Below are 21,855 nucleotides of genomic sequence, written 5' to 3'. Positions count from 1 at the left end.
CGCGCCCGCCCGGCGCGCCCGGGTCAGTTCTTCTCGATGACGTCCTTGATGCGCCCGAGCGTGATCGTCATGTCCTGCTCAAGCTTGGCGCCCCACTCCTCGACGAAGCGCTTGCGGCCGGCCTCGTCCAGATCGGCGACGATGTGGTGAATTCCCTCGGTGGCCCTGCCCATCCGGAAGTGGTGGACGAGCGTGGCGCCTTCCTCGGCGGGCTCGATGTCGAAGCCCCAGACGCTGTCCTGGTTCTCCTGGGCGTGGGTGAGCATCACCCAGCGGAAGGTGCTGCCGGGGTCCGCCGCCACGACCTTCGCCTCGGTGTACCAGGTGCCGCGGATGAGCGGGGCCCAGGCCACGACCTCGGTGCTGCGCAGGTTCTCGCCCCGGAAGATCGCGCCCACGGTGGACGGGGTGCCGGAGGTCCATTCGCCGCCCATGCATTCCGGGCTCCATTCGGCGCTGCGCCCGAGGTCGCTGACCACCGAATAGATTTCGAACTGATCGGCCGAGACATGGATCTCCGCCCGGCACTCGAAAAGCGGGCTGGAATCGATGATGGATTCGCTCATGGGGAAGACGATGCCGAGACCCGGGCGGCCCGGTCAAGGAAAAAGGTGAGTGTTGTCAAGTCGGCGCACCGGGATTGCCCGAGGGTGCGCAGCAAAGAGTGCCGGCAGGGTCCGGGACGCTGTCGGCAGTCTTTTTGCATTCGTTTTTCAGGGTTAATGCCGCCGATTTCGGCGGCCGGGAATTCAGCCGCGCGGCTCCGGGCGGGCCGTGCTCAGGACGACGCGGCGGCCGTTGGCCTCGCCGGCCTCCACCCTCCGGTGGGCCTCGGCGGCCTCGGCGAGCGGCAGGACGTCCACGGCCCGGGGCCGCAGCAGGCCCTCGGCGAGCAGCCGGCCGACGCCCTCCGCCGCCTCGGCGAGCTCCCCGGTGGTCGCCTGCGAGATGGCGAAGCCGACGATCGAACCGTCCTTGAGGTAGAGCGGGCCGACCGGCAGCACGGGCCGGGTGCGCAGCCCGGCGAGCAGGACGATCCGGCCCCGCTTGGCGAGCAGTTCCACGGCGGCGGACAGGTCGTTGCGGGCCGAGGTGTCGATGTGCAGGTCGGCGCCGCGCGGGCAGGCCGCGCGCAGCAGCCCGGCCTCGTCGGGGTCGCGGTAGTCGATCACCTCCGCCGCGCCCAGGGAGCGGCAGTACTCCGCGTCCTTCGCGCTCGCCGTGGCGACGACCCGGGCGCCCGCCCGGGCGGCCATGACGATGAGCGCGGCGCCGACGTTCCCGCCGCCGCCCGCGACGACCACGGTCTCGCCGGCCCGCAGCCGGCCGTGCGTGAACAGCGCGAGGTACGCCGTCGAGGCCGGGTGGGCCAGGGCGACCGCGTCGGCCGGCGCCACCCCGGCGGGCAGGTGGTAGAGCCGCTCGGCCGGGACGACGACCCGCTCGGCGGCGGCGCCCTGCCGGCCGCCGTAGCCCATGCTGGTGGACCACACGACGTCGCCGGGGCGGAACCCCGGCGCCCCCGGGCCGGCCTCGGCGACCGTGCCGACGAGGTCGCGGCCGACGGTGAACGGGAACGCGACCGGGGTCCGCCAGGCGCCCGAACGCACGAAGGTGTCCACGTGGTTGACGGTGGCGACGGTGACGTCGACCGTCACGTCGGTGGGCCCCGCGTGGGGGGCGGGCAGCTCGCCGTACTGGATGACATCCGGCGGCCCGAGCTGTTCTATGTAAGCGGCGCGCATGATCACGGGGGTGATCCTGGCAGCGTTCAGCAGGGCCGTCGCCGGCCGTCCCGGAATTCGCGCGCCGTCTGTCAAGTCCGGTGCCGCTCACGGGGTGTGGCGGGGCGGTCACGCCCTTTCCGGGTCGATTCCGGCCGCCCGTAACGGCGTTGTGGAAATTGGCCCAAGGAATTCCCGGGCGACTGGCCCCCCGGCCGGGTCCACCCGCGGCTTAGGGTCACCGCGTGACCAACGACCAGCAGACCCTCGCCCCCGAGTCCGCCTCGGCCGCCGCCGCGCGGAAGACCACCGTGGACTTCTACTACGACGCCGCCTGCCCGTTCGCCTGGATCGCCTCCCGCTGGATCCTGGAGGTCGAGGCGCTCCGCGACATCGACGTCAGATTCCACCCCATGAGCCTCTACCTCCACAATGTCGGCAATGAACTCCCCGAGTGGTACCGGGAGCTGGTCGACAACTCCCTCGGCCCGGCGCGCGTCGCGGTGGCCGTGGCCGAGCGGCACGGCGAGGAGCGGCTGCGCGACCTCTACACCGCCTTCGGCACCCGGATCCACCGGGAGAAGAACGAGGACTTCGACGCGGTCGTCGCGGCGGGCCTCGCCGAGCTCGGCCTGCCCGCGGAGCTCGCCGCCGCCGCGCACGACCCGGCGTGGGACGAGCCGCTGCGCGCCCGCCACGACAAGGGCAAGGACCCCGCCGCGGGGGCGTACGTCGGCACGCCCACCCTGCACATCGACGGCGTCGCCTTCTTCGGCCCCGTCCTCAGCTCGATACCCCGGGGCGAGGACGCGGTCCGGGTCTTCGACGGCGTCCGGCTGCTCGCCGGCTACCCCGACTTCTTCGAGCTGAAGCGCACCCGCACCGGGACCCTCGACGCGGGCTGAGCCCCCGGGGCGGCGCGCCGCGTCAGTCCGCCGACGGCCGGTCGGACGCCTTGCGCGGCGTCTGCCCGGCCGGGCCCAGCGCCTCCATCGCCTCCGGGTCGTCCAGCAGCCCGGTGCGCGCGAGGAGATAGCCGAGCTGGGCCCGGCTGCGGCTGCCGACCAGGTCGGCGGCCTTCTTCACATGCGTGGACACCGTGCGCGCGCTGACCCCCAGCCGGGCCGCGATGGCCTCGTCGGTGTGGCCGCGCACCATCAGCTCCAGGACCGCCCGGCGGGTCTCGTGGGTGAGCGCCTCCGGCCCGCCGCCGGTGGCCGGGCCCTTGCCGCGCACCGGCTTGGCCGCCTCCCACAGATACTCGAAGTACTTGAGCAGGTACTGGATGACGCCCGGGTCCTGGATGACGAGGGCCGCGGTGCGGCGCTGCTGCACCCCGGGGATGAAGGCGATCGAGCGGTCGCAGACGATCAGCCGGTCGATGATCTCGTCGACCGTGCGGACCTGGGCGCCGGCGGCGGTGATTCGCTCGATATAGGCCAGCGTGGGCCCGTGGGACCGTACGGTGTGCTGGTACAGGGTGCGCTGGCGGACGCCGCGGGCGCTCAGCGCGAGGTCGCGGTCGATCGCCTCGGCGAGCAGTTCGGGGTCCCGGCCGCCGCCCGGCTGGGCGGTCAGCAGTTCACGCCGGCAGGAGCCGACCGCCTTCTCCAGGGCGGCGCTGATGGCGCTCTCGCCCAGGAGGAGCCGGACGGGGGCGGACTGCTGCTGCACCTCCTGGTAGACGGTCTCCAGCCGGGACACGGAGACCCGCATGGAGGCCAGCATGTGCTGCTGGTTGAGGATGGCGCGCTCGATGGGGCGGGCCATGTCGAAGAGTGCGACGTCGGGCGGGACGGGTACATAGGTCGACGGGGCGTCGGGCAGGGACCGCAGCAGGCCGAGTTGGAGTAAGCAGCGGGGCACCGGGGCCGAAACCGTCCCCTCGGTGAGGGCCAGCCGGTATGCCTCCATGCCCGGACCGCACACCTCTACGTGGTCGGTACGTCCCTCATCCTCGGGTTTTGGGCACATTTGATCCCCCTTCGTGTTCCCGCACTACGCGATCATGATGCCATTCCGCCCTGCTGAATCATGAACCTTTCTGGCTATCGTCGATTTCGGCGCCGGGAAGTTGAATGCGCCGGAATGCGAAGAGGGCGGGGGCCATGAAACGCAACGCATTTTCTGGATTCTTCGATGTTCTTTCCGAGGTCGCGTCGACCACGTTCCGCGACGATTACCCGGATTCCGCTTGGGGCTAGCCATGTCCCGTTCATAATCCCGCAACAATTCAGGAGGTGGTCCGCATGGCCCGAACGGCCGTGGTGACCGGTGCGAGCAGCGGTATCGGCGCGGCCACCGCACGGCGACTGGCCGCGAGCGGCTACGAGGTCGTCGTCCTGGCCCGCCGCGAGGAGCTGCTGACCGGGCTCGCCGAGGAGATCGGCGGCCGGGCGCTCACGGTGGACATCACCGACGCGGCCGCCGTCGCGGCCGCCGCGGCCACCCTCGACGGCTGTGACGTGCTGGTCAACAACGCGGGCGGGGCCCTCGGCGCCGACCCCGTGGCGGGCGCCGACCCCGGCCACTGGCAGTGGATGTTCGACGTGAACGTCCTCGGCACCCTGAAGGTGACCCAGGCGCTGCTGCCACTGCTGCGTGCGGGTGACGGGGGCACGATCGTCACCATCACCTCGACCGCCGCGTTCGTCAACTACGAGGGCGGCGCGGGCTACAGCGCGGCCAAGCACGCCGAGCACGCGCTGACCGAGACCCTCCGGCTGGAGCTGTCCGGGGAGCCCGTGCGCGTCATCGAGATCGCGCCCGGCATGGTCAGGACCGACGAGTTCGCCGTCAACCGCTTCGAGGGCGACGCCGCGAAGGCCGCCGCCGTCTACGCCGACGTCGACCGCCCGCTGACCGCCGAGGACGTCGCCGAGTGCGTGGCGCTCGCCGTCGGGCTGCCGCAGCACGTCAACGTCGACCAGCTGGTGGTGCGCCCGCTGGCCCAGGCCGCACAGCACAAGATCCACCGAGGCCGTCTGTTCCAGGGCTGACCCGGCCGGACCCCACAGGGACCAGGCCGCCCCCACACAGGGAGAGATTGTTCGTGAAGCTGTACCGAGAGACCCTCACCCCGCAACTCCTGAAGTACGACGACTTCGACGACCGCGGTGAGGTGCGTTACCTGCCCTACCTGATGTACTTCCACCGGGCCTCCTACCGCTCGTCCGTCATCAACACGGACCGGCTCGGCTTCCGCCTCTCCCGCGGCCCCGGCGGGCAGACCGCGTCCGCGGCGGGCGAGCTGCCCAAGGGCCCGGTGAAGCTGCTCATGGGCAGTTCCACGGCGCTCGGCATCGGTGCCACCAACGACGGCGCCACCATCTCCTCCCGGCTGTGGACCACCTACGCGCCGTCCGCGCCCTGGCTCAACTTCGGCGGCCGCAGCCACAACTCGGCCCAGGAGCTGATGCTCTTCCTCTTCCACCAGCACCTGCTGCCCGAGGTCGAGGAGATCGTCATCCTCTCCGGGCTCAACAACCTGGCCCTCTCGCTGCTCCCCGAGTGGCAGCGCGGCGAGGACGGCGCCTTCTTCTTCAGCGGTGAGTACTTCGAGGCGATGGACGAGCTGCGGGCCAAGGCCCGTAAGCCCGCCAAGGCACCCGCCCGCGGCCTCACCGGTCTGCTGGCCGACCGCAAGCCCGCCGCCCCGGCGCCCCGCCGGCCCGCCGAGCGCAAGCGCACCCTGCCCGAGCTGATCGACACCGCGGCCGGCCTGACGGGCCGCCACCTGGACTCGCTGCGCAAGCTCGTCGGCCCCGATGTGAAGATCACCTACGCGCTCCAGCCGATGGCGCCGTGGCTGCGCGAGGAGCACGCCCCCCAGGAGAAGCTGCTCTTCGAGGAGCTCAACTCCCTCTCCTCCAACGGCTCGTTCGAGGAGAACTACGGCATCATCGCCTCGATCGAGGCCGGCCGTACGTACGCCGAGGCCCTCCGGGTCGTCGCGGAGAAGGCCGGCGCGCGCTTCTTCGACCTCAACCCCGCGGTCGCCGACGCGATCAAGCCGGCCGACTGGCTCTTCGTCGACCGCGCCCACTACACCGACGAGGGTCACGAGATCGTCACCCGCGTCATGGCCGAGACCCTCGGTCTGTCCTGACCGTCACCGATCTCCCCACGAGAGGGCGTGCCCGCCGTGTCCATCCTGCGAAAGATCCTGGACAAGCTGCTCGGCCGCAAGCCGAAGAAGAAGAACGACGCGTCCATCTATCCGATGTTCTAGCGCCACCGGAGCGCCAGGCGAACCAAGCCAAGGAGGGAAGAGGTTGCTGACCCACGAGGCGGCGCCCCCTGCCCCGAGCCCGCACCGGCGGCACGACGCCGGGGGCGCGTCCCGGAGCCTGTACGTCCGGGCCGCGGACCCCGAGTGCTCGCTGCCCGGCGGCCGGTTCCCGGAGGAGATCCGGGCCGAGCTGCGCCGGGTCCCCGCCGGACCGGCCACCACCCCCGGGCCCACCGGCCCGGACACCCCGGAGGCCGGGCCCGCGGGCCTGACCGGTCTCACCGAGCGGACCGAGGCATGGGCGGCCGGGGAGCGGGCGCGCTTCGGCGCGCTGCTCGGCCGCGCGTCCGGCGACGGCACCCGCGACACCCTGGTGCGCCGGGCGACGCTCGGCTGCGCCCCGCTCGCCCTGCTCTCCGGGGCGTGGCTCCAGTGGCTGAGCGCGCCGGGCAACGCCGACGAGTCCGCGGCCCTGCGGATCCTCACCGTCTACGCCTCGGACGTCGGCGCGGGCCACCCCCGCGCCTCCCGGGGCAGCGCCTTCCTGGCGCTGCTGCGGCAGCTGCTGCTGTCCGAGAACGCCGTGCCCGCGGCCCGGCTCGCGCTGGACCAGCGCATCGACGACGACGCGTTCCACCTGCCCGCCCTGCTGCTGGCCATGAGCCGGCGGCCGGACGACTTCCGCGCCGAGATCCTCGGCGCCGACCTGTGCCTGCGGCACGCCGGGCTGCCGCCCGCGCTCGCCCTGGTGCGGGAGGCCCTGCCGGGCGGCGCCGACTGGTCGCTGCTCGACCCGGGCGGCGCCCGCGAGGAGGGCGGCCCCACCGACCTGGCGCGGGCCCGCGCCGCCGTGGACGCCCTGCCCAAGGCGGAGGCCGAGCGGGTCGTCACCGGCTTCACCTGGGCCTTCGCCGCGCTGCGCGGCTGGAGCGACGGTCTGTACGCCCAGCTCGACGCCGCCCGCGACCCGGCCTACGACATGGCCGAGCTGATGCGGCTGCGCGCCCGCGAGGGCTCCGTCTACCACCACGACTTCCAGGTCGAGGGCCGGTCGCTGTCCGACTGGCTCAAGCAGGCCCGTACCGACCCGGGCCCGCTGCTCGACGTGCTGTCCCGCAGCCGTCTGGTCAAGCCCGGCCGGTCCACGGCCAGTCCGCTGGTCAACGGCCTGGTCTCGGAGCGCGGACCGATGTTCCGGGTGTTCTCGCCCGAGGACCTCACCGTGATCCGCCGGTGGATCGACTCGCTGCCCGCGGCGGGGGAGGAGCGGGAGGCCGGGGAGCCCGCCCCGGAGACCGCGGCGGCCGCCATGGCGCCCGCCTTCCCCTCGCTGGCCGTCCGGCCGGCCGAGGGCCGCGCGCCGGCCGACATCCGCGAGGCGTACTGGATGCTCCAGCGCCGTACGGACACCCCGGCGCTGCGCCGCTGGGCCGTCGGCTACGTCCAGGACTGGCTGGCCCGGTCCCGGCACGGCCTGGACCGCGCCGAGCAGCAGCTGCCCGCCCGGTGGCACCGGGCCGGGCTGCGGCCCTGGCTGGCGGAGCAGCACGACCGGCACGGCCAGGAGTTCGAGGACGGGGCGGAGATCCCGGTCGCGAGCCGGGCCGACCTGATCGACTCGACGGTGCAGCTGGCACCGCTGACGCTGATCGACGGCAGCTGGCTCCAGGGGTTCACGGACTACGAGAACGCCTCCTCGGAGATCGGCTTCTCGCTCTTCGAGACCTACTGGGACGAGCTGGGCAACGGCGAGGAGAAGCTCAACCACCCGCTCATCTACCGCGAGGTCCTCGCGGAGATGGACGTGGTCCTGCCGCCCACCGGCTCCCGGGAATTCGCCCGCTGGTCCGGCTTCCGCGACGAGTCCTTCGCGCTGCCGGTCTACTGGCTGTGCGTCGGGCGCTTCCCGCGCACGTTCCTGCCCGAGGTGCTGGGCCTGAACGTCGCCATGGAGCTGTCCGGCGTCGGCGGCTCGTACCGCCGGGCCCGGATCGCGCTCAAGGAGCACGGTTTCAGCACCCGGTTCGTCGACATCCACAACACCATCGACAACGTCTCCACCGGGCACTCCGCGTGGGCCGCCGACGCCGTCGACACCTTCATGGCCACCGTGCCCGCCACCCGCACCACCGGCGGCCGGGTCACCGGGCAGGAGGACGTCTGGGAGCGGGTCCGCGTCGGCTACCGCTCGCTCAACCCGCCGGCCGGCTTCCTGGCCCGCCAGGTCGCCCCGCGGCTGGCCCGCACCCTGGGCGGTCTGCGATGAGCCCGGTTCTGTCCCCCGAGTCCACCAGCACATCCCCGAAGACGCCGCACGGCCGTCCTTCGCGCGTTAAGGAGCACAGGCATGTCTGACCTGGTTCTGGGCGTCTCCGCCTACTACCACGACAGTGCGGCGGCCCTGGTCGCGGACGGCGTCCCCGTCGCGGCGGCCCAGGAGGAGCGCTTCACCCGGCGCCGCCACGACTCGGCCTTCCCGGCCAAGGCGGTCGAGTACTGCCTGAGCGAGGCCGGCGCGACGCTGCGCGACGTCTCGGCCGTGGCGTACTACGAGGACCCGGAGCTGAAGTTCCGCCGCGTCCTCGCGACCTTCGCGGGCTCCGCGCCGAACGCCTTCCCGGCCTTCCAGCAGACCGTCCCCGCGTGGCTGAAGTGGAAGCGCCGCACGGCCGACACGGTCCGCCGCGAGCTGCTGGAGCTGGGCCTCGGCCGGGTGCCGCAGATCGATGTGCGCAAGCACCACGAGTCGCACGCGGCCTCGGCGTTCTTCCCGAGCCCCTACGAGTCCGCCGCCGTCCTGTGCATCGACGGCGTCGGCGAGTGGGCCACCACCACCATGTGGCACGGCCGGGGCGACCGGCTGCGGCCCGTCGCGGAGATCCGCTTCCCGCACTCGCTGGGCCTGCTGTACTCGGCGTTCACCTACTTCTGCGGCTTCAAGGTGGACTCCGGCGAGTACAAGCTGATGGGCCTCGCGCCCTACGGCAAGCCCCGCTACGCCGGGCTGATCCGCGAGAAGCTGATCGACGTCAAGCCCGACGGATCGTTCCGCCTCGACATGCGCTACTTCGAGTACCTCAAGGGCGAGGTGATGACCGGCCGCGGCTTCGAGCGGCTCTTCGGCGGGCCCCGCCGCAGCCCCGAGGGCCCGCTCACGGAGCGCGAGTTCGACCTCGCGGCCTCCGTGCAGCAGGTCACCGAGGAGGTCGTGGTCAAGCTGGCCCGTACGGCCCGGGAGCGGACCGGCGAGAAGCACCTGGTGCTGGCCGGCGGCGTCGCGCTCAACTGCGTCGCCAACGGCAAGATCATCAACGCCGGGATCTTCGACGAGGTCTGGATCCAGCCCGCCGCGGGCGACGCGGGCGGCGCGCTCGGCGCGGCGCTGGCCGTGGCCGCCGACCGGGGCGCCCGCCGCAGCCACCTGGGCACCGGCCGGGACGCCATGTCCGGCTCGCTGCTCGGCCCCGGCTACTCGGACGACGAGATCGCCGCCTACCTCGACGGCAAGAACGTCCCGTACACCCGCCTCGCGCCGGACGCGCTGGCCACCGAGGTCGCCAAGGGCCTCGCCGACGGCAAGATAGTCGGCTGGTTCCAGGGCCGGATGGAGTTCGGGCCCCGGGCGCTCGGCGCCCGCTCGATCATCGGCGACCCGCGCGACCCGGTGATGCAGTCCGCGATGAACCTCAAGATCAAGTTCCGGGAGTCCTTCCGGCCGTTCGCGCCCTCGGTGCTCGACACGGACGCCAAGGACTACTTCGACCTCCCGCAGGAGAGCCCGTACATGCTCGTGGTGACCTCGGTCGCCGAGGCGCAGCGGGTCGAGGCGGCGAAGTCCGACGCCAAGGGCCTGGACCTGCTGAAGGTCCAGCGGTCCACCATCCCCGCGGTCACGCACGTCGACTCCTCCGCGCGGGTGCAGACGGTCTCGGAGCACAACAACGCGCCGTACCACCGGCTGCTCACCGCGTTCAAGGAGGAGACGGGCTGCCCCGTACTGGTCAACACCTCCTTCAACGTGCGCGGCGAGCCGATCGTGAACACGCCGGAGGACGCCTACACCTGCTTTATGCGCACCAACATCGACCTGTTGGCGGTGGGCAACTTCCTGCTGGAGAAGTCCGCGCAGCCGGAGTGGCACGAGGACGACGACTGGCGTGAGGCGATTCCTCTCGACTAGGTCCTCCCGGCCGGTTCCCGGCCGCCCGGCGAGCGCCTCGCCGAGGCCCGCCCGGCGCGGCCGGGCCCCGGCGGGACCGTCCCCGCAACGACGAAGAAGCCCCCGAGAAAGAGCAGGACGATGCCCAAACCTCTGCTTTTCGCTGTCTATTACCTGGTGGTCACGCCGGTCGGCCTGGTGAGCCGGCGGCTGCGTGACCCGCTGGCCCGGCGCTGGGACCCGCGCGCGCGGACCTACTGGATTCCCGTAGCGGGCCATGACTGAGCACCCGCACGCGAGTGACCGATCGGAGCCCTCGATGACAGACGGCATACGACTGTCCGAATTCCGTCTCGACGACGGGACACGGGACCTCCTGGGCAAGGAGGTCGCCGAGCGCGTGGCCGCCACCGAGCTGGACTCGGACGCCAATGAGGCGATCCTTGCCACGATCGGGGCCCACGCCCTGGGCAACCTGCTGCCCGGCCAGATCCTGCACGAGCTGGAGATCTTCTCGGTCGCCGGCTCCCACGCGCTGATCCTGGGAAACCTGCCCCGGCAGGACTTCCCCGACACCCCGGTGCACGGCTACGGCGACGAGACCGGCCTGGCCGTGATCAACGCCCTGCACTTCGGGCTGCTCCAGCTGCTGGGCGCCACGCCCTTCGCGGTCAGCTACGAGAACGACGGCCGGCTGATCCGCAACGTCGTGCCCAACCCGGCCGCCAGCGGCATCACCAGCTCCTGGGGCGCGGACTCGGAGTTCTTCTGGCACTCCGACCAGCCGCACCTGCCCTTCGGCGAGCCCGGCACCGACCCGCGCCTGTACGTCCCGCACTACCTCTCCTTCTACGCCGTGCGCAACGACGAACGCGTGCCCACGGAGCTCACGGCGGTCGACGGGGTCGCCGAAGGGCTCGACGAGCACATCCGGCTGACCCTCCAGCGGCCGGAGTTCGCCGTGGGCGTGCCCGCCTCCAACGACGCGGACCCGTCCGTACGGGAGCTGACGCCCGCCCGGCTGCTGGAGGCCGCGCCCGACGGCCGGCTGCGCGCCCGCTACGACCGGGGCACCACCCGGGGCGTCACGGCGGAGGGCGCCACCGCGCTCGCCGCCTTCTCGGAGTCCCTGACGGGCGCCGAGTCCAGGGAGCTCGTGCTCCGCGCGGGCGACTTCATGATCTTCGACAACTACCGGGTGCTGCACCGCCGCAAGGCGTTCAGCCCGCTCCCCGACGCCGGGGCCCGCTGGCTGCGCCGTATCTACGCCAGCTGATCACCACCCTCTCCACCAGACACCCCAAGGAGTTCGCATGCCCCGCAAGTTCCGCGTAGCGGTGATCGGCGGCCGTCCCGCGCCCATCAACGGCGCGAAGGAGCTGGACATCGACATCGTGCTCGTCCACGAGAAGGGCGCGTACGACGAGGCCATCGCCGAGCACTGCGAGCGCATCATCCACGCGCCGCTCACCGACGGCCAGGCCATCCTGGACGTGCTGCGCCCGCTGCACGAGGAGCGCCCCTTCGACCGCGTCGTCACCACCACCGAGCCGGCCGCCGAGTCGACCGGCTTCGTGGTGGACGCGCTGGGCCTGCCCGGCGTCTCCGAGGCGACGGCCCGCGCCCTGAAGGACAAGGCCCTCACCCGTGAGCTGCTGGCCAAGCACGACCTGAGCCCGGTGCGCTACCGCGTGGTGACGAGCGTCGAGGAGGCCACCGCGTTCCTCGCCGAGGTGGGCGGCCCGATCGTGCTCAAGCCCGTCGACGGCGTCGCGAGCCTGCACATTCACGAGATCTCGGAGCCCGCGCAGGTGGCGGCCGCCTGGGAGACCCTCCAGGCGGCGGGCATCACCGCGCCGATCGCCGAGGAGTTCCTCTCCGGCCCGGTGGTCAGCGTCGACTCCTTCTCCTTCGAGGGCCGGCACCTCACCATCGGCTACTCCGAGTACCGGATGAACGAGCGCTTCGTGGAGTGGGAGGTCAGCACGCCCAGCCGGGTCGCCCGCCCGCACCTGGCCGAGCTGCGCGCCCTCACCGTGAAGCTGCTCGACGCGGTCGGCCTCACCGAGGGCCCCTCGCACAGCGAGTTCGTGCTCACCCCCGACGGCCCCCGGGTGCTGGAGTCGCACGCCCGCCTCGCCGGCAGCGGCGCCCCCGAGCTGGTCCGCCGGGCCTTCGGCCTCGACCTCAACCGGATGTTCCTGACGGTGCTGCTCGGCATCGACGAGCTGCCGGAGACCTCGCCGGAGCCCATCGCGGGCGCCGCGGTGCGCTTCTTCACCCCCGACGCGGGCACGGTCCGCTCGGTCGACGTGGCGGAGGGCATCCCGTCCACCGTGCGCCACCTGCCGAAGGGCGAGGTGCCGCTGGTCTTCCTGCCCTACCTGGACCAGCTCCGGGACGAGGAGGTGGCGGCGGTGATCCAGAAGGGCCCCGGTGACGAGGTGCCCGAGCTGCTGACCGTGGCCGACTGCGTCTCGGGCTACGTCATCGCGACCGGCAAGGACGCGGACGACGCCGTGGCCAAGTGCGACGACATCAACGACCGGATCCGCTTCAGCATCGGCTGACCGCTCGACCATCGGCCGGTCCGGCCGCAGGGCTCCTCGCACGGCCGCGCCCGAGACGGCGCGGCCGTGCGCGGGGCCCGCTTCGACCGACGGGAGAACCCTGTGCAAAGCAACGCAGCACAGCTGCTGGAATCGGCCCACAAGGCGGTCGCCAAGGAATTCGGCCCGGACGACGACCTCGCCCGGGTGGCACTGCACCTCATCGAGTGCGCGACGGGCGTGGTGGACGGGCTGCCGGACGCCGACCTCGACAGCGCCCAGGAGGCGCTGGGCGCGGCCCGTGCCGCCGTCCTCACCGCGACGTACGCCGTGCGCCGGATCCATGACCACGCCAGAAGGGAACAGCCTTGAGCGACCACATCCTGGTCATCCACCGGTGGCGCGACCGGTACGCGCTGTACGAGAACTACATCGACCACAGCGCGCACCGCGTCTCGTACGTGACCACGGTGCTGGGCCGGCAGTCCATCCCGGAGAGCGCGGCGGGCATCGTCACGGTCCGCGCGACGGACGACTTCCACCAGGTGAAGCAGGCCGCCGACACCCTGTCCGTGCGCTTCGGCACACCGGCCCGGGTGGTCGCGCTCAACGAGGGCGACCTGGACACCGCGGCCCTGCTGCGGGCCCAGCTCGGCTGTCCCGGGCAGAGCCCGATGGAGCTCGCCCGGTTCCGCGACAAGCTGACCATGACGGAGCTGGTGGCGGGCGCCGGGATCCGTACGCCCGCCTTCGCGGACGCCCCGGACGCCGACTCGGTGCGGGAGTTCGCCGACGCGCACGGCTGGCCCGTGATCGTCAAGCCCCGCCGGGGCACCGCCAGCCGGGGTGTGATGCGCCTGGAGTCGGCGGCGGACCTCGGCGAGCTGGAGGCGCTGGAGCCCGAGGCCCGGCTGGTGCAGACGCTCTGCCCGGACACGATCTTCCATATCGACGGGCTGTGGACCGGCACCGCGCTGGGCCCCTGGACGGCCTCCCGCTATGTGAACACCTGTGTCGACTTCACCGAGGGCCAGTCCCTGGGCTCGGTCGAGGAGGACGATCCGGAACTACTCGGTCCGCTCGGTGAGTTCACCGCCGCCGTGTCCGCCGCCCTCGGCGGGCGCCGCCCCTGGGTCTTCCACCTGGAGGTCTTCGTCGGCACGGAGGAGTCCGGCGCGCCCCGGCTGACCTTCCTGGAGGCCGGCTGCCGGGTCGGCGGCGCCGAGATCCCCTTCATCTGGCGCGAGGTGCACGGCGTCGACCTGATGGCCGCCGCGGCCGCCATCCAGGTCGGCAGGGAACCGGCGCTGGACCCGGTTCCGCACGGCAGCACCGGCGGCTGGCTGCTGGTGCCCACCCCGGTGCCCGCGCCCTGCGAGGTGGTCGCCACCTCGCCGACGCCGAGCTCGGGCCCGGCCCCGTACGCCGCGGTGGTGCCGCAGATCGGCTATGTGATGCCCAAGGTCGGCGGCTACGAACACGTGGGCGCGCGCTTCCGGTTCCGCGGCGGGACGACCCACGAGGTGGAGAAGTCCATTCTGGCGACGGCCGACCAGTTCACCCTGGACTGCGTTGCGGTTGAATATCCAGGATCCCCCGTCGCCCGGGGCGGCTGCGGCCTGGACCGCTAGCAAACGCTCCGCCAGCAAAGGAGTTGTATGGTCAGCATGCATGCCGTGGTGGGCATGGCGGTCATCGCGCTCGGCCTGGTGCTCACCCCCGGCCCCAACATGATCTATCTGGTGTCCCGTTCGGTGACCCAGGGCAAGCGGGCCGGAATGGTCTCGCTGCTCGGTGTCGCCGTCGGCTTCTTCGTCTACCTCCTGGCCGCCATCGCCGGCATAGCCGCGCTCTTCACCCTGGTGCCGGCCGTGTACACGACCGTGAAGCTGGCCGGCGCGGCGTATCTGCTCTGGCTCGCCTGGAAGACCCTCAAGCCCGGCGGCGTCTCGGCCTTCGACCCCGAGCCGCTGCCCCCGGACCCGCCGCGCAAGCTCTTCACGATGGGTCTGGTCACCAATCTCCTCAACCCCAAGATCGCCATCCTCTATATCTCGGTGCTGCCCCAGTTCGTCGAGCCCGACAAGGGCTCCGTGGCACTCCAGAGCCTCCTGATCGGCCTCACCCAGATCGTGGTCGCGGTCACCGTGAACGCCCTCATCGCCCTCGGTGCCGGCTCCATCTCCACCTTCCTCAAGAGCCGTCCCCGGTGGCTGAACATCCAGCGCTATGTGATGGGAACCGTGCTGGCCGGCATCTCGGTGCGCGTAGCCGTCTCATGAGACCCACGGCCACTCGCCGCGTCCCTCGCACCACCCTTACGAGCCTTCGCACCACCCCTACGAGCCCTCGTACGGCCTCCCGTACGACGACAAGCGGAGTCAACTGATGTTTCGAGTAGCGTGGATCGGCGGCCGCCCGGCCCCCATCGCCGGCGCCAAGGACCTGGGCATCGACATCGTGCTCGTCCACGAGGAGGGCCTCTACGAGCCGTCGATCGCGGAGCACTGCGAGCGCATCGTGCACGCCCCGGTCACCGACGGCCCGGCCATCCTGGACGTGCTCCGCCCGCTGCACGAGGAGCGCCCGTTCGACCGCGTCCTCACCACCTCCGAGCCGGCCGGCATAGCCTGCGGCCACGTCGTCGACGCGCTGGGCCTGCCCGGCGTCGGCGAGGAGACCCAGCGCTCCCTCAAGGACAAGGCCCTCACCCGCGAGCTGCTCGCCAAGCACGACCTCAGCCCCGTACGCCACCAGGTGGTGCACAGCGCCGAGGAGGCCGCCGAGTTCGCCGCCTCCGTGGCCGGGCCGGTCGTCCTCAAGCCCGTCGACGGCGCCGCCAGCCGCCACATCAACCGGGTGGAGGGCGCCGAGGAGGCCGTCCGCGCCTGGGAGTCCATGACCGCGGCCGGACTCACCTCGGCCCTCGCCGAGGAGTTCCTCTCCGGCCCGGTCGTCAGCGTCGACGGCTTCTCCCTCGACGGCCGGCACCTGGTCATCGGCTACTCCGAGTACCGCATGAACGACCGCTTCGTGGAGTGGGCCGTGAGCACCCCCAGCCGGGTCGCCGTGCCGTACCTGCCTGAGCTGCGGGACATGACCGCCCGGCTGCTCGACGCCGTCGGCCTGACCGAGGGCCCCTCGCACACCGAGTACGTCCTGACCCCGAACGGCCCCCGGGTCCTGGAGTCCCACGCCCGGCTCGGCGGCCACGCCATGCAGCACCTGGTGAACCGCGCCTTCGGCCTGGACCTCGCCCGGATGATGCTGACCGTCCCGCTGGGCATCGACGAGCTGCCGCTCACCCCGCCCGAGCCCATCGGCGGCGCCGCCATCCAGTTCTTCGTCCCCGAGCCCGGCACCGTCGAGGCCGTCGAGACCGACGACGACATCGACGCCGTCGTCCGCCGCGTACCGCCGGGCGAGCTCACGGACGCCTACCTCCCGCTCCTGCACGAGGTCACGGGCCACGAGCGCGGCGTGGTGATCGCCCGCAACCCCGGGGACACCATCCCGCCGCTGCGCACCGTCGCCGACTGCTGCGCGGGCTACATGCTGGTCTCCGGCCGGGACGGCGACGACGCGGTGGCGCGGTGCGACGTGATCGCCCGCCAGGTCCGCTTCCGAACCGCCTGATCCCGTGGTCACCACCTCGGGATCAGCCCCCTCGGGTACGGGCACGGACGGCGCGGCGGCCTCCCCGGAGACCGCCGCGCCGGCCGTCCGCTCCGTCTTCGCCCTCAAGGACTTCCGCTACGTCTTCGCCGCCGGGGCGACCAGCAAGTTCGGCACCCAGATCAGCTATCTGGCCATCCCGCTGCTCGCCGTCACCGAACTGGACGCCTCCTCGGGCCAGGTCGGCGCGCTCGCCGCGCTCAGCACCGCCGCGTTCCTGCTGATCGGGCTGCCGGCCGGCGCCTGGGTCGACCGGATGCGCCGAAGACGCCTCCAGATCACCGCCGACATCGTCCGCGCCGCGCTCTTCGGCTCGGTCCCGCTGGCCTGGTGGCTCGACGCGCTGACCCTGTATCAGCTCTACGCGGTCGTCCTGATCGGCGGCGTGGCGACGGTCTTCTTCGACGTGTCCAACCAGAGCTTCCTGCCCCACGTCGTGGGCCGCGAACGGCTGGGCGAGGCCAACGCCCGGCTGATGAGCGCGGAGGCGGTCAACTCGGTCGCCGGCCGGGGCGCGGGCGGCTATCTCGTACAACTGATCACGGCCCCGCTGGCGATAGGCGTCAACGCCGCCACGTACGTCGTCTCCGCCCTGTGCCTGCTCCGGGTGCGCCGCCCGGAGCCCGCGCCGACGCGGCAGCCCGGCCGGCACCTCGGCAGGGAGATCCTGGAGGGCGCCCGCTTCGTCCTCGGCCACCCGCTGCTGCGCCCGATCGCCCTGGAGGGCGCGGCCACCAACCTGGCCGTCCAGATGAGCCTCACCCTGCTCCCGGTCCTCTTCGTCCGCGAGCTGCACCTCTCCGAGGGCCTGCTCGGCGCTTACCTGGGCCTGGGCGGCGTCGGCGCCTTCCTCGGCTCCCTCTGCGCCCGCGCCATCGGCAGGCGGCTCGGCCACGGCCGCGCGATGTGGGTGATCGGCCTGGCCATCGCCCCGATGGGCGCCCTGATCGCCCGCCTGGACCGGGGCCCCGCGCTCTGGGCGGCGGCGCTCGCCTGGCTGGCCGTCACGTTCAAGATCGGCTCCGACAACGTCATCAAGGTCACCGCCCGCCAGGAACTCACCCCGGACCACCTGCTCGGCCGCATGAACGCCACGTTCCGCTTCCTGGTGACAGGAGCACTGGCGGTCGGCTCGCTCCTGGCGGGCCTGCTGGGCGAGTTCGCGGGCCTGCGGGCGGCGCTGTGGACGGGGGCGGGGATCATGGCGGTGAGCTGGCTGCTGATCTTCTTCTCACCACTGCGGTCGATGAGGGAACTGCCGAAGGCGTGACGGGTGCGCGGGTGCGCGGCCCCTGCCGGGGGGCGGGCGCCCGCGCCCGCACGCGGACGGGCCCGCCCGTCGCGGGACTAGGCCGCCGCGACGAACTCCCGGGCCCGCTCGTCGAAGTCGGCCACGAGCCGGTGCGTCCCGAAGGGCCGCATCCGCCGCTGGAGGTCCTGCACGGCTTCGACGCAGCGCGAGCTCTTGACCTTCCGGGAGAGGGAGAGCGTCCGCAGACCGGCGGAGTGCGCCGAGTCGAGGTCCCGCCGTTGCAGGTGCGAGACCGCCAGCGCGGCCTGCGACATCGCGCCGCGGCGGGCACGCTCCTGCCGCTTCGCGAAGTCGATCGACCGGCGCGCGTGCTCCTCGGCGGTGGCGGCATCCCCGAGGTCCCGGAACGTGTTCGCGTGCTCCCCGTGCAGATACGCGGGGTCGATGAACGCCGCCCAGTCCGGCTCTTCCGTCAGCCGTACCCGCTCGTACTCCTTCTCCGACGCGGCGACCGCGCGTGCCGCCGCCTTCTTCTCGCCGAGCAGCGCGAGGGCCCGCCCTTCGAGGCACCACAGATCCGCCAGGCAGGCCGGGGACGTGGACTTCGCGAGCCCGTGCCTGCCCGCTTGCGCGAGACGGCGCCCTTCGGCCGGGTTCCCGAGCAGGGTCGCCTGATCGGCCATGCCCGCCAGGACGTGCGCCCCGAGAGCGACGTCGCCGGACTCCTCCGCGAGCCTCAGCGACTGGATGAGATACCGCTGCGCCGTGCCGTTCTCACCGTTGTCATAGGCCATCCACCCGAGCAGGTACGTCTGTTCGGCCGCCGCCTGGCAGAGGGCCCGGCGGACGTCCTTCGTGTGCGTGCGGCGGAGCAGCGGGTAGACGTGCTGGGTCATGTACTCGGCCAGGACCAGGCGGCCCGAGCCGCCGCCCTGGAAGATGTCCATGCGCTGGAACGTGGTGAACATGTTCCGCACCGCCGTCACGTCCTCGGCGCGCACCCGGGGGCCGGTCTCCGGCTCCTGGCCGAGGGTGTTCAACAGCCAGTCCCGGGAGGGGCCCACCCCGGCGACAGCGATGAACGGCGCTGCTGCGAGCAACTTGCGTCGGTCCACGTCCGCTCTCCCCAAGTCGGCGACTGTTTCCACCGTAGCCGCGTACGAGGCGTTGTACACGAGTGCGCCATCGGCGGCCGTGCCTTCGCCGAGCCCGAGGTCGTACGTCGTGACCCGGTACCCGAAGTGCTCGGAGAACACGTCCGCCAGGATCTCCGGGAGCGGGCGGCGGGGCGTCTCGCCTTGCAGCCACCGGCGCACGCCGGTGCTGTCGGGCGCGATGTGCGGCTGACGCCGGAGGGCTGCGGCGGCCCTGACCCTCCGGGCCAGCTCCCCACGGCTGAGGCCGGATCGGGCGAGCACCTCGGCAAGCTGTTCGTTCGGCGACCTCATACCCCGGCCTCCAGGTGAGCGGTAGGGGAAGCGACAGGCTTCGACACCCCTCACGACGGTACCCGTGTCCGGCGCCGCCGTGTTGGTTGAGCACAGGAACTGAACTCCTGGCGAAGGGAGTACGAGGCCGTGACACCAACGGACGAAGTGCGGCGTAGGGGCGAGCGGGGCGGTGGGAGGAGCGGCGCGCGGGCGTGGCTCAGTCGGTTGATCACGACGTATGGGACGGACGGGACGGTGATCGTGAAGCGGGGCCCGGGTGGCGCGGGCCCGGAACACACCCCCGTACCGGAACCTGGGGCCGTCGTGGACGTGCGGGAATCGGCCCACGGGGGGCACTCATGATGATCCCGCCACCGGCTTTCGGCCTCCCCGCGCTGCGACCGCGCGTCGTGGCCCCCGCCACCCCCGCGGGCCGTTGTGAGAGGCCCGGGAATGAGGGCGCGGCAGGCACGGCCGCCTCCGGCGGCCCCGGTGCGTCCGACAAGCCCGTCCCCGCACCGGGGGCCGGGGTCCGGGACCCTGGGTGACCGAGCGGCCGGCGCGGGGCCGTCGCGCCCGCGTCGGCCCACGCCGGGTCCGGCCGGACGCGGACGTGTCCCGGCCTCCGCTCCTGTCGTTGTACTGCGCGGCCGCTGGAAACCAGCGGTGGTGGGGAAGCGGCAGGTGACCATCGCACCGATCGGCGGGACCGGGATGGCCGGCAAGGGCGACCAGGACTTCGATGACATGTTCGAGCTGCTCTACGGGATCACCCCCGAGGGCTACAAGAGCGAGATCGTCGGAGGAGCCATCCTCATGTCGCCGCCGAGGCATACGCACTGGGCCGTGATCAGGGACGTACTGCTCCAGCTGGAAGCCCGATTCGGAGAAGACAGCCTCGTCGAGTGCGACGTCCGCCTCGATCTGCCGGGTTACCGCAACGGCTTCGTCCCGGATCTCTTCAAGCCGGCCGACGGCGCTGAGATGGACGCCAAGGGGAAGTGGCGCTACCAGGACGTCGAGTTCGTCTTCGAGGTGATCTCGCGTGAGACCGCCGACAACGACTACGGCAGGAAGAAGGCGGCCTACGCCGCCGGGGACGTCCCGGTCTACGTGATCGCGGATCCGTACACCGGCCAGTGCCATGTGCACACCGTTCCGAAGGACGGGGAGTACCGCGCCAACCGGACCCTCGACTTCGGTGATCCGGTCGATCTGAGCGACACCCCTCTGGGCCTCGTGCTCGCGACGGGGAAGTTCCCCCGGGACTGAGCCCCCGTCAGCGGTGCCCCGCCACGCCGCTGCACACCGCCCCCGCGCCCACGCGCGATCATCGGAAGATGGACACCCTTCGCCTCGCGCAGCAACCCGACGCCGACGAACTGCTCACCCGCAGCCCCCTCGCCGCCCTCACCGGCATGCTCCTCGACCAGCAGATCCCCATGGAGTGGGCGTTCGCCGGTCCGTACACCATCGCCACGCGGCTGGGCCACGACGACCTGGACGCCCACGAGATCGCCGCGTACGACCCGGAGGCGTTCACCGCGCTGCTGTCGGAGAAGCCGGCCGTGCACCGCTATCCGGGTTCGATGGCCAAGCGGGTCCAGCAGCTCTGTCAGTACCTCGTCGAGCACTACGACGGGGACGCGAGCGCGGTGTGGCGCGACGTGGCCACGGGGAAGGAGCTCCTGGAGCGACTGAAGGCGCTGCCGGGGTTCGGTGAGCAGAAGGCGCGGATCTTCCTGGCGCTGCTGGGCAAGCAGCTGAAGGTGCGGCCGAAGGGCTGGCGGGAGGCGGCGGGGGCGTACGGCGAGGAGGGTGCGTACCGCTCGGTCGCGGACATCACCGGGCCCGAGTCGCTGACCAAGGTCCGTGCGCACAAGCAGGAGATGAAGCGGGCGGCCAAGGCCGCCAAGGAGGCCGGCGGCGCGGGCAGGTGACGGCGCCGCGCGTCAGCGGACGAGGCGGGTGACCGCGCGCAGCTCCGGCGCCCGCTCGCGCAGCCTGGTCAGCAGGTCCTCGCCCGCCGCCGCCAGGGCGTCGAGGGGCATGGGGTCGAGCCGCTCCAGGAGGAACAGCGCGCGGGTCGTGGTCTCCGTGATGCGGGTGCGGACGCACTGGCGGTGGTTCCAGCGGCGGCAGGTGACGCCGAGGTCGTCGCACCAGACGACCTCGCCCGGCTCGGGGTGCTCCACGGCCGGCTCGCCGCTCGCGACGGTGTCGAAGCGCTCGTCGCCGACCGCCCGGACCAGCCGCGGGGCGCCCGCGTACGCGTCGAGGTCCTCGCCGCCGATCGGGAGGCGGTGGGCGACGGAGACGGCGTTGTAGGCGTCGACGAGGAGGCTGACCTCGGGCAGGCCCGCGGCGGCCCGGCGGGCCAGGGCCTCGGCGCTGTTGCGGGTGCGGCCGGGCTTGGCGCCGAAGGCGGTGTACGCCTGCCGCCAGGCGGCGACGTGCGGCTCGGCGGTCACGTCGAGTCCGGCGGCACCGTCCGCGGCCTCCTTGAGCAGCCCGCGCGACCAGGCGTCGGTCGGACCGGCCGGCAACCCGTCGGCGGCGATCGCGAGGACGGCGAAGTCGGGCCGGAGCGCGCGCACCGCCGCGTCGACCCGCACGCTCTCCGCCACCGCGTCGAGATCCATGGTCATGGGGCACCCGCCTTCGTTCGCCGGAACACAATCGGTCGTTTCGATGAAATCGACGGTAGCATCGAATGACCGTGGTCGGCGAAAAGCCCTCCGAGGCGGCTTCGCACGGCCTTCTTTGCGTAGCGTCTTCACGACGCGCCCCGACGGCGCGTCTTCACGAGTGCGACACGACTACGAGCGGCAGGGC

21 protein-coding genes are annotated in these 21,855 nt (G+C 72.3%); 15 read left to right on the top strand and 6 right to left on the bottom strand.

Annotation, left to right across the window (positions count from 1 at the left end; all coding sequences use genetic code 11):
- Positions 1 to 23 precede the first annotated feature (23 nt).
- Both AF335_RS11965 and AF335_RS11960 read right to left on the bottom strand, forming a co-directional pair.
- On the bottom strand, positions 24 to 566 hold the full coding sequence (locus tag AF335_RS11965; RefSeq protein ID WP_102918305.1) for an SRPBCC family protein: 543 nt from the start codon (positions 564 to 566) through the stop codon (positions 24 to 26).
- 183 nt (positions 567 to 749) lie between these two features.
- Positions 750 to 1,745, bottom strand: coding sequence for an NADPH:quinone reductase (locus AF335_RS11960; protein WP_102918747.1), 996 nt, complete (start codon positions 1,743 to 1,745; stop codon positions 750 to 752).
- A 224-nt stretch (positions 1,746 to 1,969) separates the two neighbouring features.
- Here AF335_RS11960 and AF335_RS11955 point away from each other — a divergent pair, with 224 nt between their 5' ends.
- On the top strand, positions 1,970 to 2,629 hold the full coding sequence (locus AF335_RS11955; RefSeq protein ID WP_102918304.1) for a mycothiol-dependent nitroreductase Rv2466c family protein: 660 nt from the start codon (positions 1,970 to 1,972) through the stop codon (positions 2,627 to 2,629).
- Positions 2,630 to 2,651: 22 nt separating this feature from the next.
- On the opposite strand, the gene AF335_RS11950 is transcribed toward AF335_RS11955, so the two are convergent.
- Together AF335_RS11950 and AF335_RS36175 are read right to left on the bottom strand one after the other, a co-directional pair.
- Positions 2,652 to 3,638, bottom strand: a complete 987-nt coding sequence (locus AF335_RS11950) for a LuxR C-terminal-related transcriptional regulator (protein WP_228773270.1) — start codon at positions 3,636 to 3,638, stop codon at positions 2,652 to 2,654.
- A gap of 118 nt (positions 3,639 to 3,756) precedes the next feature.
- Positions 3,757 to 3,891 carry a hypothetical protein gene (locus AF335_RS36175; RefSeq protein ID WP_260422006.1) on the bottom strand — a complete coding sequence of 45 codons (135 nt, stop codon included), beginning with the start codon at positions 3,889 to 3,891 and terminating at the stop codon, positions 3,757 to 3,759.
- 82 nt (positions 3,892 to 3,973) lie between these two features.
- Here AF335_RS36175 and AF335_RS11945 point away from each other — a divergent pair, with 82 nt between their 5' ends.
- From AF335_RS11945 to AF335_RS11895, 12 genes are all read left to right on the top strand, one after another.
- Positions 3,974 to 4,723, top strand: a complete 750-nt coding sequence (locus AF335_RS11945) for an SDR family oxidoreductase (protein ID WP_102918303.1) — start codon at positions 3,974 to 3,976, stop codon at positions 4,721 to 4,723.
- A gap of 53 nt (positions 4,724 to 4,776) precedes the next feature.
- Entirely contained in the window at positions 4,777 to 5,832 is a 1,056-nt protein-coding gene (locus AF335_RS11940) for an SGNH/GDSL hydrolase family protein (protein ID WP_102918302.1), read from the top strand.
- 166 nt (positions 5,833 to 5,998) lie between these two features.
- Entirely contained in the window at positions 5,999 to 8,221 is a 2,223-nt protein-coding gene (locus AF335_RS11935) for an iron-containing redox enzyme family protein (RefSeq protein ID WP_102918301.1), read from the top strand.
- Between the two features lie 81 nt (positions 8,222 to 8,302).
- A complete protein-coding gene (locus AF335_RS11930; protein WP_102918300.1) occupies positions 8,303 to 10,135 on the top strand; it encodes a carbamoyltransferase family protein in 1,833 nt (610 codons plus the stop codon).
- Between the two features lie 120 nt (positions 10,136 to 10,255).
- Positions 10,256 to 10,399: a hypothetical protein gene (locus AF335_RS34585; RefSeq protein WP_170127672.1), complete on the top strand. Its 144-nt coding sequence runs from the start codon at positions 10,256 to 10,258 to the stop codon at positions 10,397 to 10,399.
- Positions 10,400 to 10,433: 34 nt separating this feature from the next.
- A complete protein-coding gene (locus tag AF335_RS11925; protein WP_102918299.1) occupies positions 10,434 to 11,390 on the top strand; it encodes a TauD/TfdA family dioxygenase in 957 nt (318 codons plus the stop codon).
- Positions 11,391 to 11,427: 37 nt separating this feature from the next.
- Positions 11,428 to 12,684, top strand: a complete 1,257-nt coding sequence (locus tag AF335_RS11920; protein WP_102918298.1) for an ATP-grasp domain-containing protein — start codon at positions 11,428 to 11,430, stop codon at positions 12,682 to 12,684.
- 102 nt (positions 12,685 to 12,786) lie between these two features.
- On the top strand, positions 12,787 to 13,035 hold the full coding sequence (locus AF335_RS11915; RefSeq protein ID WP_244926996.1) for a hypothetical protein: 249 nt from the start codon (positions 12,787 to 12,789) through the stop codon (positions 13,033 to 13,035).
- On the top strand, positions 13,032 to 14,294 hold the full coding sequence (locus tag AF335_RS11910; protein ID WP_102918297.1) for an ATP-grasp domain-containing protein: 1,263 nt from the start codon (positions 13,032 to 13,034) through the stop codon (positions 14,292 to 14,294). Before AF335_RS11915 ends, AF335_RS11910 begins: the two co-directional genes overlap by 4 nt.
- 27 nt (positions 14,295 to 14,321) lie before the next feature.
- On the top strand, positions 14,322 to 14,945 hold the full coding sequence (locus AF335_RS11905) for a LysE family translocator (protein WP_102918296.1): 624 nt from the start codon (positions 14,322 to 14,324) through the stop codon (positions 14,943 to 14,945).
- Positions 14,946 to 15,051: 106 nt separating this feature from the next.
- On the top strand, positions 15,052 to 16,299 hold the full coding sequence (locus AF335_RS11900; protein ID WP_102918295.1) for an ATP-grasp domain-containing protein: 1,248 nt from the start codon (positions 15,052 to 15,054) through the stop codon (positions 16,297 to 16,299).
- Positions 16,300 to 16,303: 4 nt separating this feature from the next.
- Positions 16,304 to 17,608 carry an MFS transporter gene (locus AF335_RS11895; protein ID WP_102918294.1) on the top strand — a complete coding sequence of 435 codons (1,305 nt, stop codon included), beginning with the start codon at positions 16,304 to 16,306 and terminating at the stop codon, positions 17,606 to 17,608.
- A gap of 77 nt (positions 17,609 to 17,685) precedes the next feature.
- Here AF335_RS11895 and AF335_RS11890 read toward each other — a convergent pair whose 3' ends face one another.
- Positions 17,686 to 19,038: an NsdA family TPR-like regulatory protein gene (locus tag AF335_RS11890; protein ID WP_102918293.1), complete on the bottom strand. Its 1,353-nt coding sequence runs from the start codon at positions 19,036 to 19,038 to the stop codon at positions 17,686 to 17,688.
- Between the two features lie 666 nt (positions 19,039 to 19,704).
- On the opposite strand from AF335_RS11890, the gene AF335_RS11885 reads away from it, so the two are divergent.
- On the top strand, positions 19,705 to 20,292 hold the full coding sequence (locus AF335_RS11885; protein ID WP_311775602.1) for a Uma2 family endonuclease: 588 nt from the start codon (positions 19,705 to 19,707) through the stop codon (positions 20,290 to 20,292).
- A 68-nt stretch (positions 20,293 to 20,360) separates the two neighbouring features.
- Positions 20,361 to 20,960 (top strand): HhH-GPD-type base excision DNA repair protein, encoded by a 600-nt coding sequence (locus AF335_RS11880; RefSeq protein WP_102918292.1) that lies wholly within the window; start codon positions 20,361 to 20,363, stop codon positions 20,958 to 20,960.
- 12 nt (positions 20,961 to 20,972) lie between these two features.
- Here the strand turns inward: AF335_RS11880 and AF335_RS11875 are convergent, their stop codons facing one another.
- Positions 20,973 to 21,668: a B3/B4 domain-containing protein gene (locus AF335_RS11875; protein ID WP_102918291.1), complete on the bottom strand. Its 696-nt coding sequence runs from the start codon at positions 21,666 to 21,668 to the stop codon at positions 20,973 to 20,975.
- Positions 21,669 to 21,855: the final 187 nt, after the last annotated feature.

The sequence above is a fragment of the Streptomyces eurocidicus genome, from assembly GCF_002891295.1.
Lineage (GTDB): Bacteria > Actinomycetota > Actinomycetes > Streptomycetales > Streptomycetaceae > Streptomyces > Streptomyces eurocidicus.
The sequence above is the reverse complement of the archived record's forward strand: the minus strand, read 5'-3'. Positions and strand labels throughout refer to the sequence as shown.

Excerpts from the sequence above, each read along its gene's own strand:
- AF335_RS11875 (WP_102918291.1), bottom strand. The coding sequence starts at position 21,668 with ATGACCATGGATCTCGACGCGGTGGCGGAGAGCGTGCGGGTCGACGCG.
- AF335_RS11960 (WP_102918747.1), bottom strand. The coding sequence starts at position 1,745 with ATGCGCGCCGCTTACATAGAACAGCTCGGGCCGCCGGATGTCATCCAG.
- AF335_RS11905 (WP_102918296.1), top strand. The coding sequence starts at position 14,322 with ATGGTCAGCATGCATGCCGTGGTGGGCATGGCGGTCATCGCGCTCGGC.
- AF335_RS11930 (WP_102918300.1), top strand. The coding sequence starts at position 8,303 with ATGTCTGACCTGGTTCTGGGCGTCTCCGCCTACTACCACGACAGTGCG.
- AF335_RS11925 (WP_102918299.1), top strand. The coding sequence starts at position 10,434 with ATGACAGACGGCATACGACTGTCCGAATTCCGTCTCGACGACGGGACA.
- AF335_RS11900 (WP_102918295.1), top strand. The coding sequence starts at position 15,052 with ATGTTTCGAGTAGCGTGGATCGGCGGCCGCCCGGCCCCCATCGCCGGC.
- AF335_RS11920 (WP_102918298.1), top strand. The coding sequence starts at position 11,428 with ATGCCCCGCAAGTTCCGCGTAGCGGTGATCGGCGGCCGTCCCGCGCCC.
- AF335_RS34585 (WP_170127672.1), top strand. The coding sequence starts at position 10,256 with ATGCCCAAACCTCTGCTTTTCGCTGTCTATTACCTGGTGGTCACGCCG.
- AF335_RS11965 (WP_102918305.1), bottom strand. The coding sequence starts at position 566 with ATGAGCGAATCCATCATCGATTCCAGCCCGCTTTTCGAGTGCCGGGCG.
- AF335_RS11890 (WP_102918293.1), bottom strand. The coding sequence starts at position 19,038 with ATGAGGTCGCCGAACGAACAGCTTGCCGAGGTGCTCGCCCGATCCGGC.
- AF335_RS11945 (WP_102918303.1), top strand. The coding sequence starts at position 3,974 with ATGGCCCGAACGGCCGTGGTGACCGGTGCGAGCAGCGGTATCGGCGCG.
- AF335_RS11880 (WP_102918292.1), top strand. The coding sequence starts at position 20,361 with ATGGACACCCTTCGCCTCGCGCAGCAACCCGACGCCGACGAACTGCTC.
- AF335_RS11950 (WP_228773270.1), bottom strand. The coding sequence starts at position 3,638 with ATGGAGGCATACCGGCTGGCCCTCACCGAGGGGACGGTTTCGGCCCCG.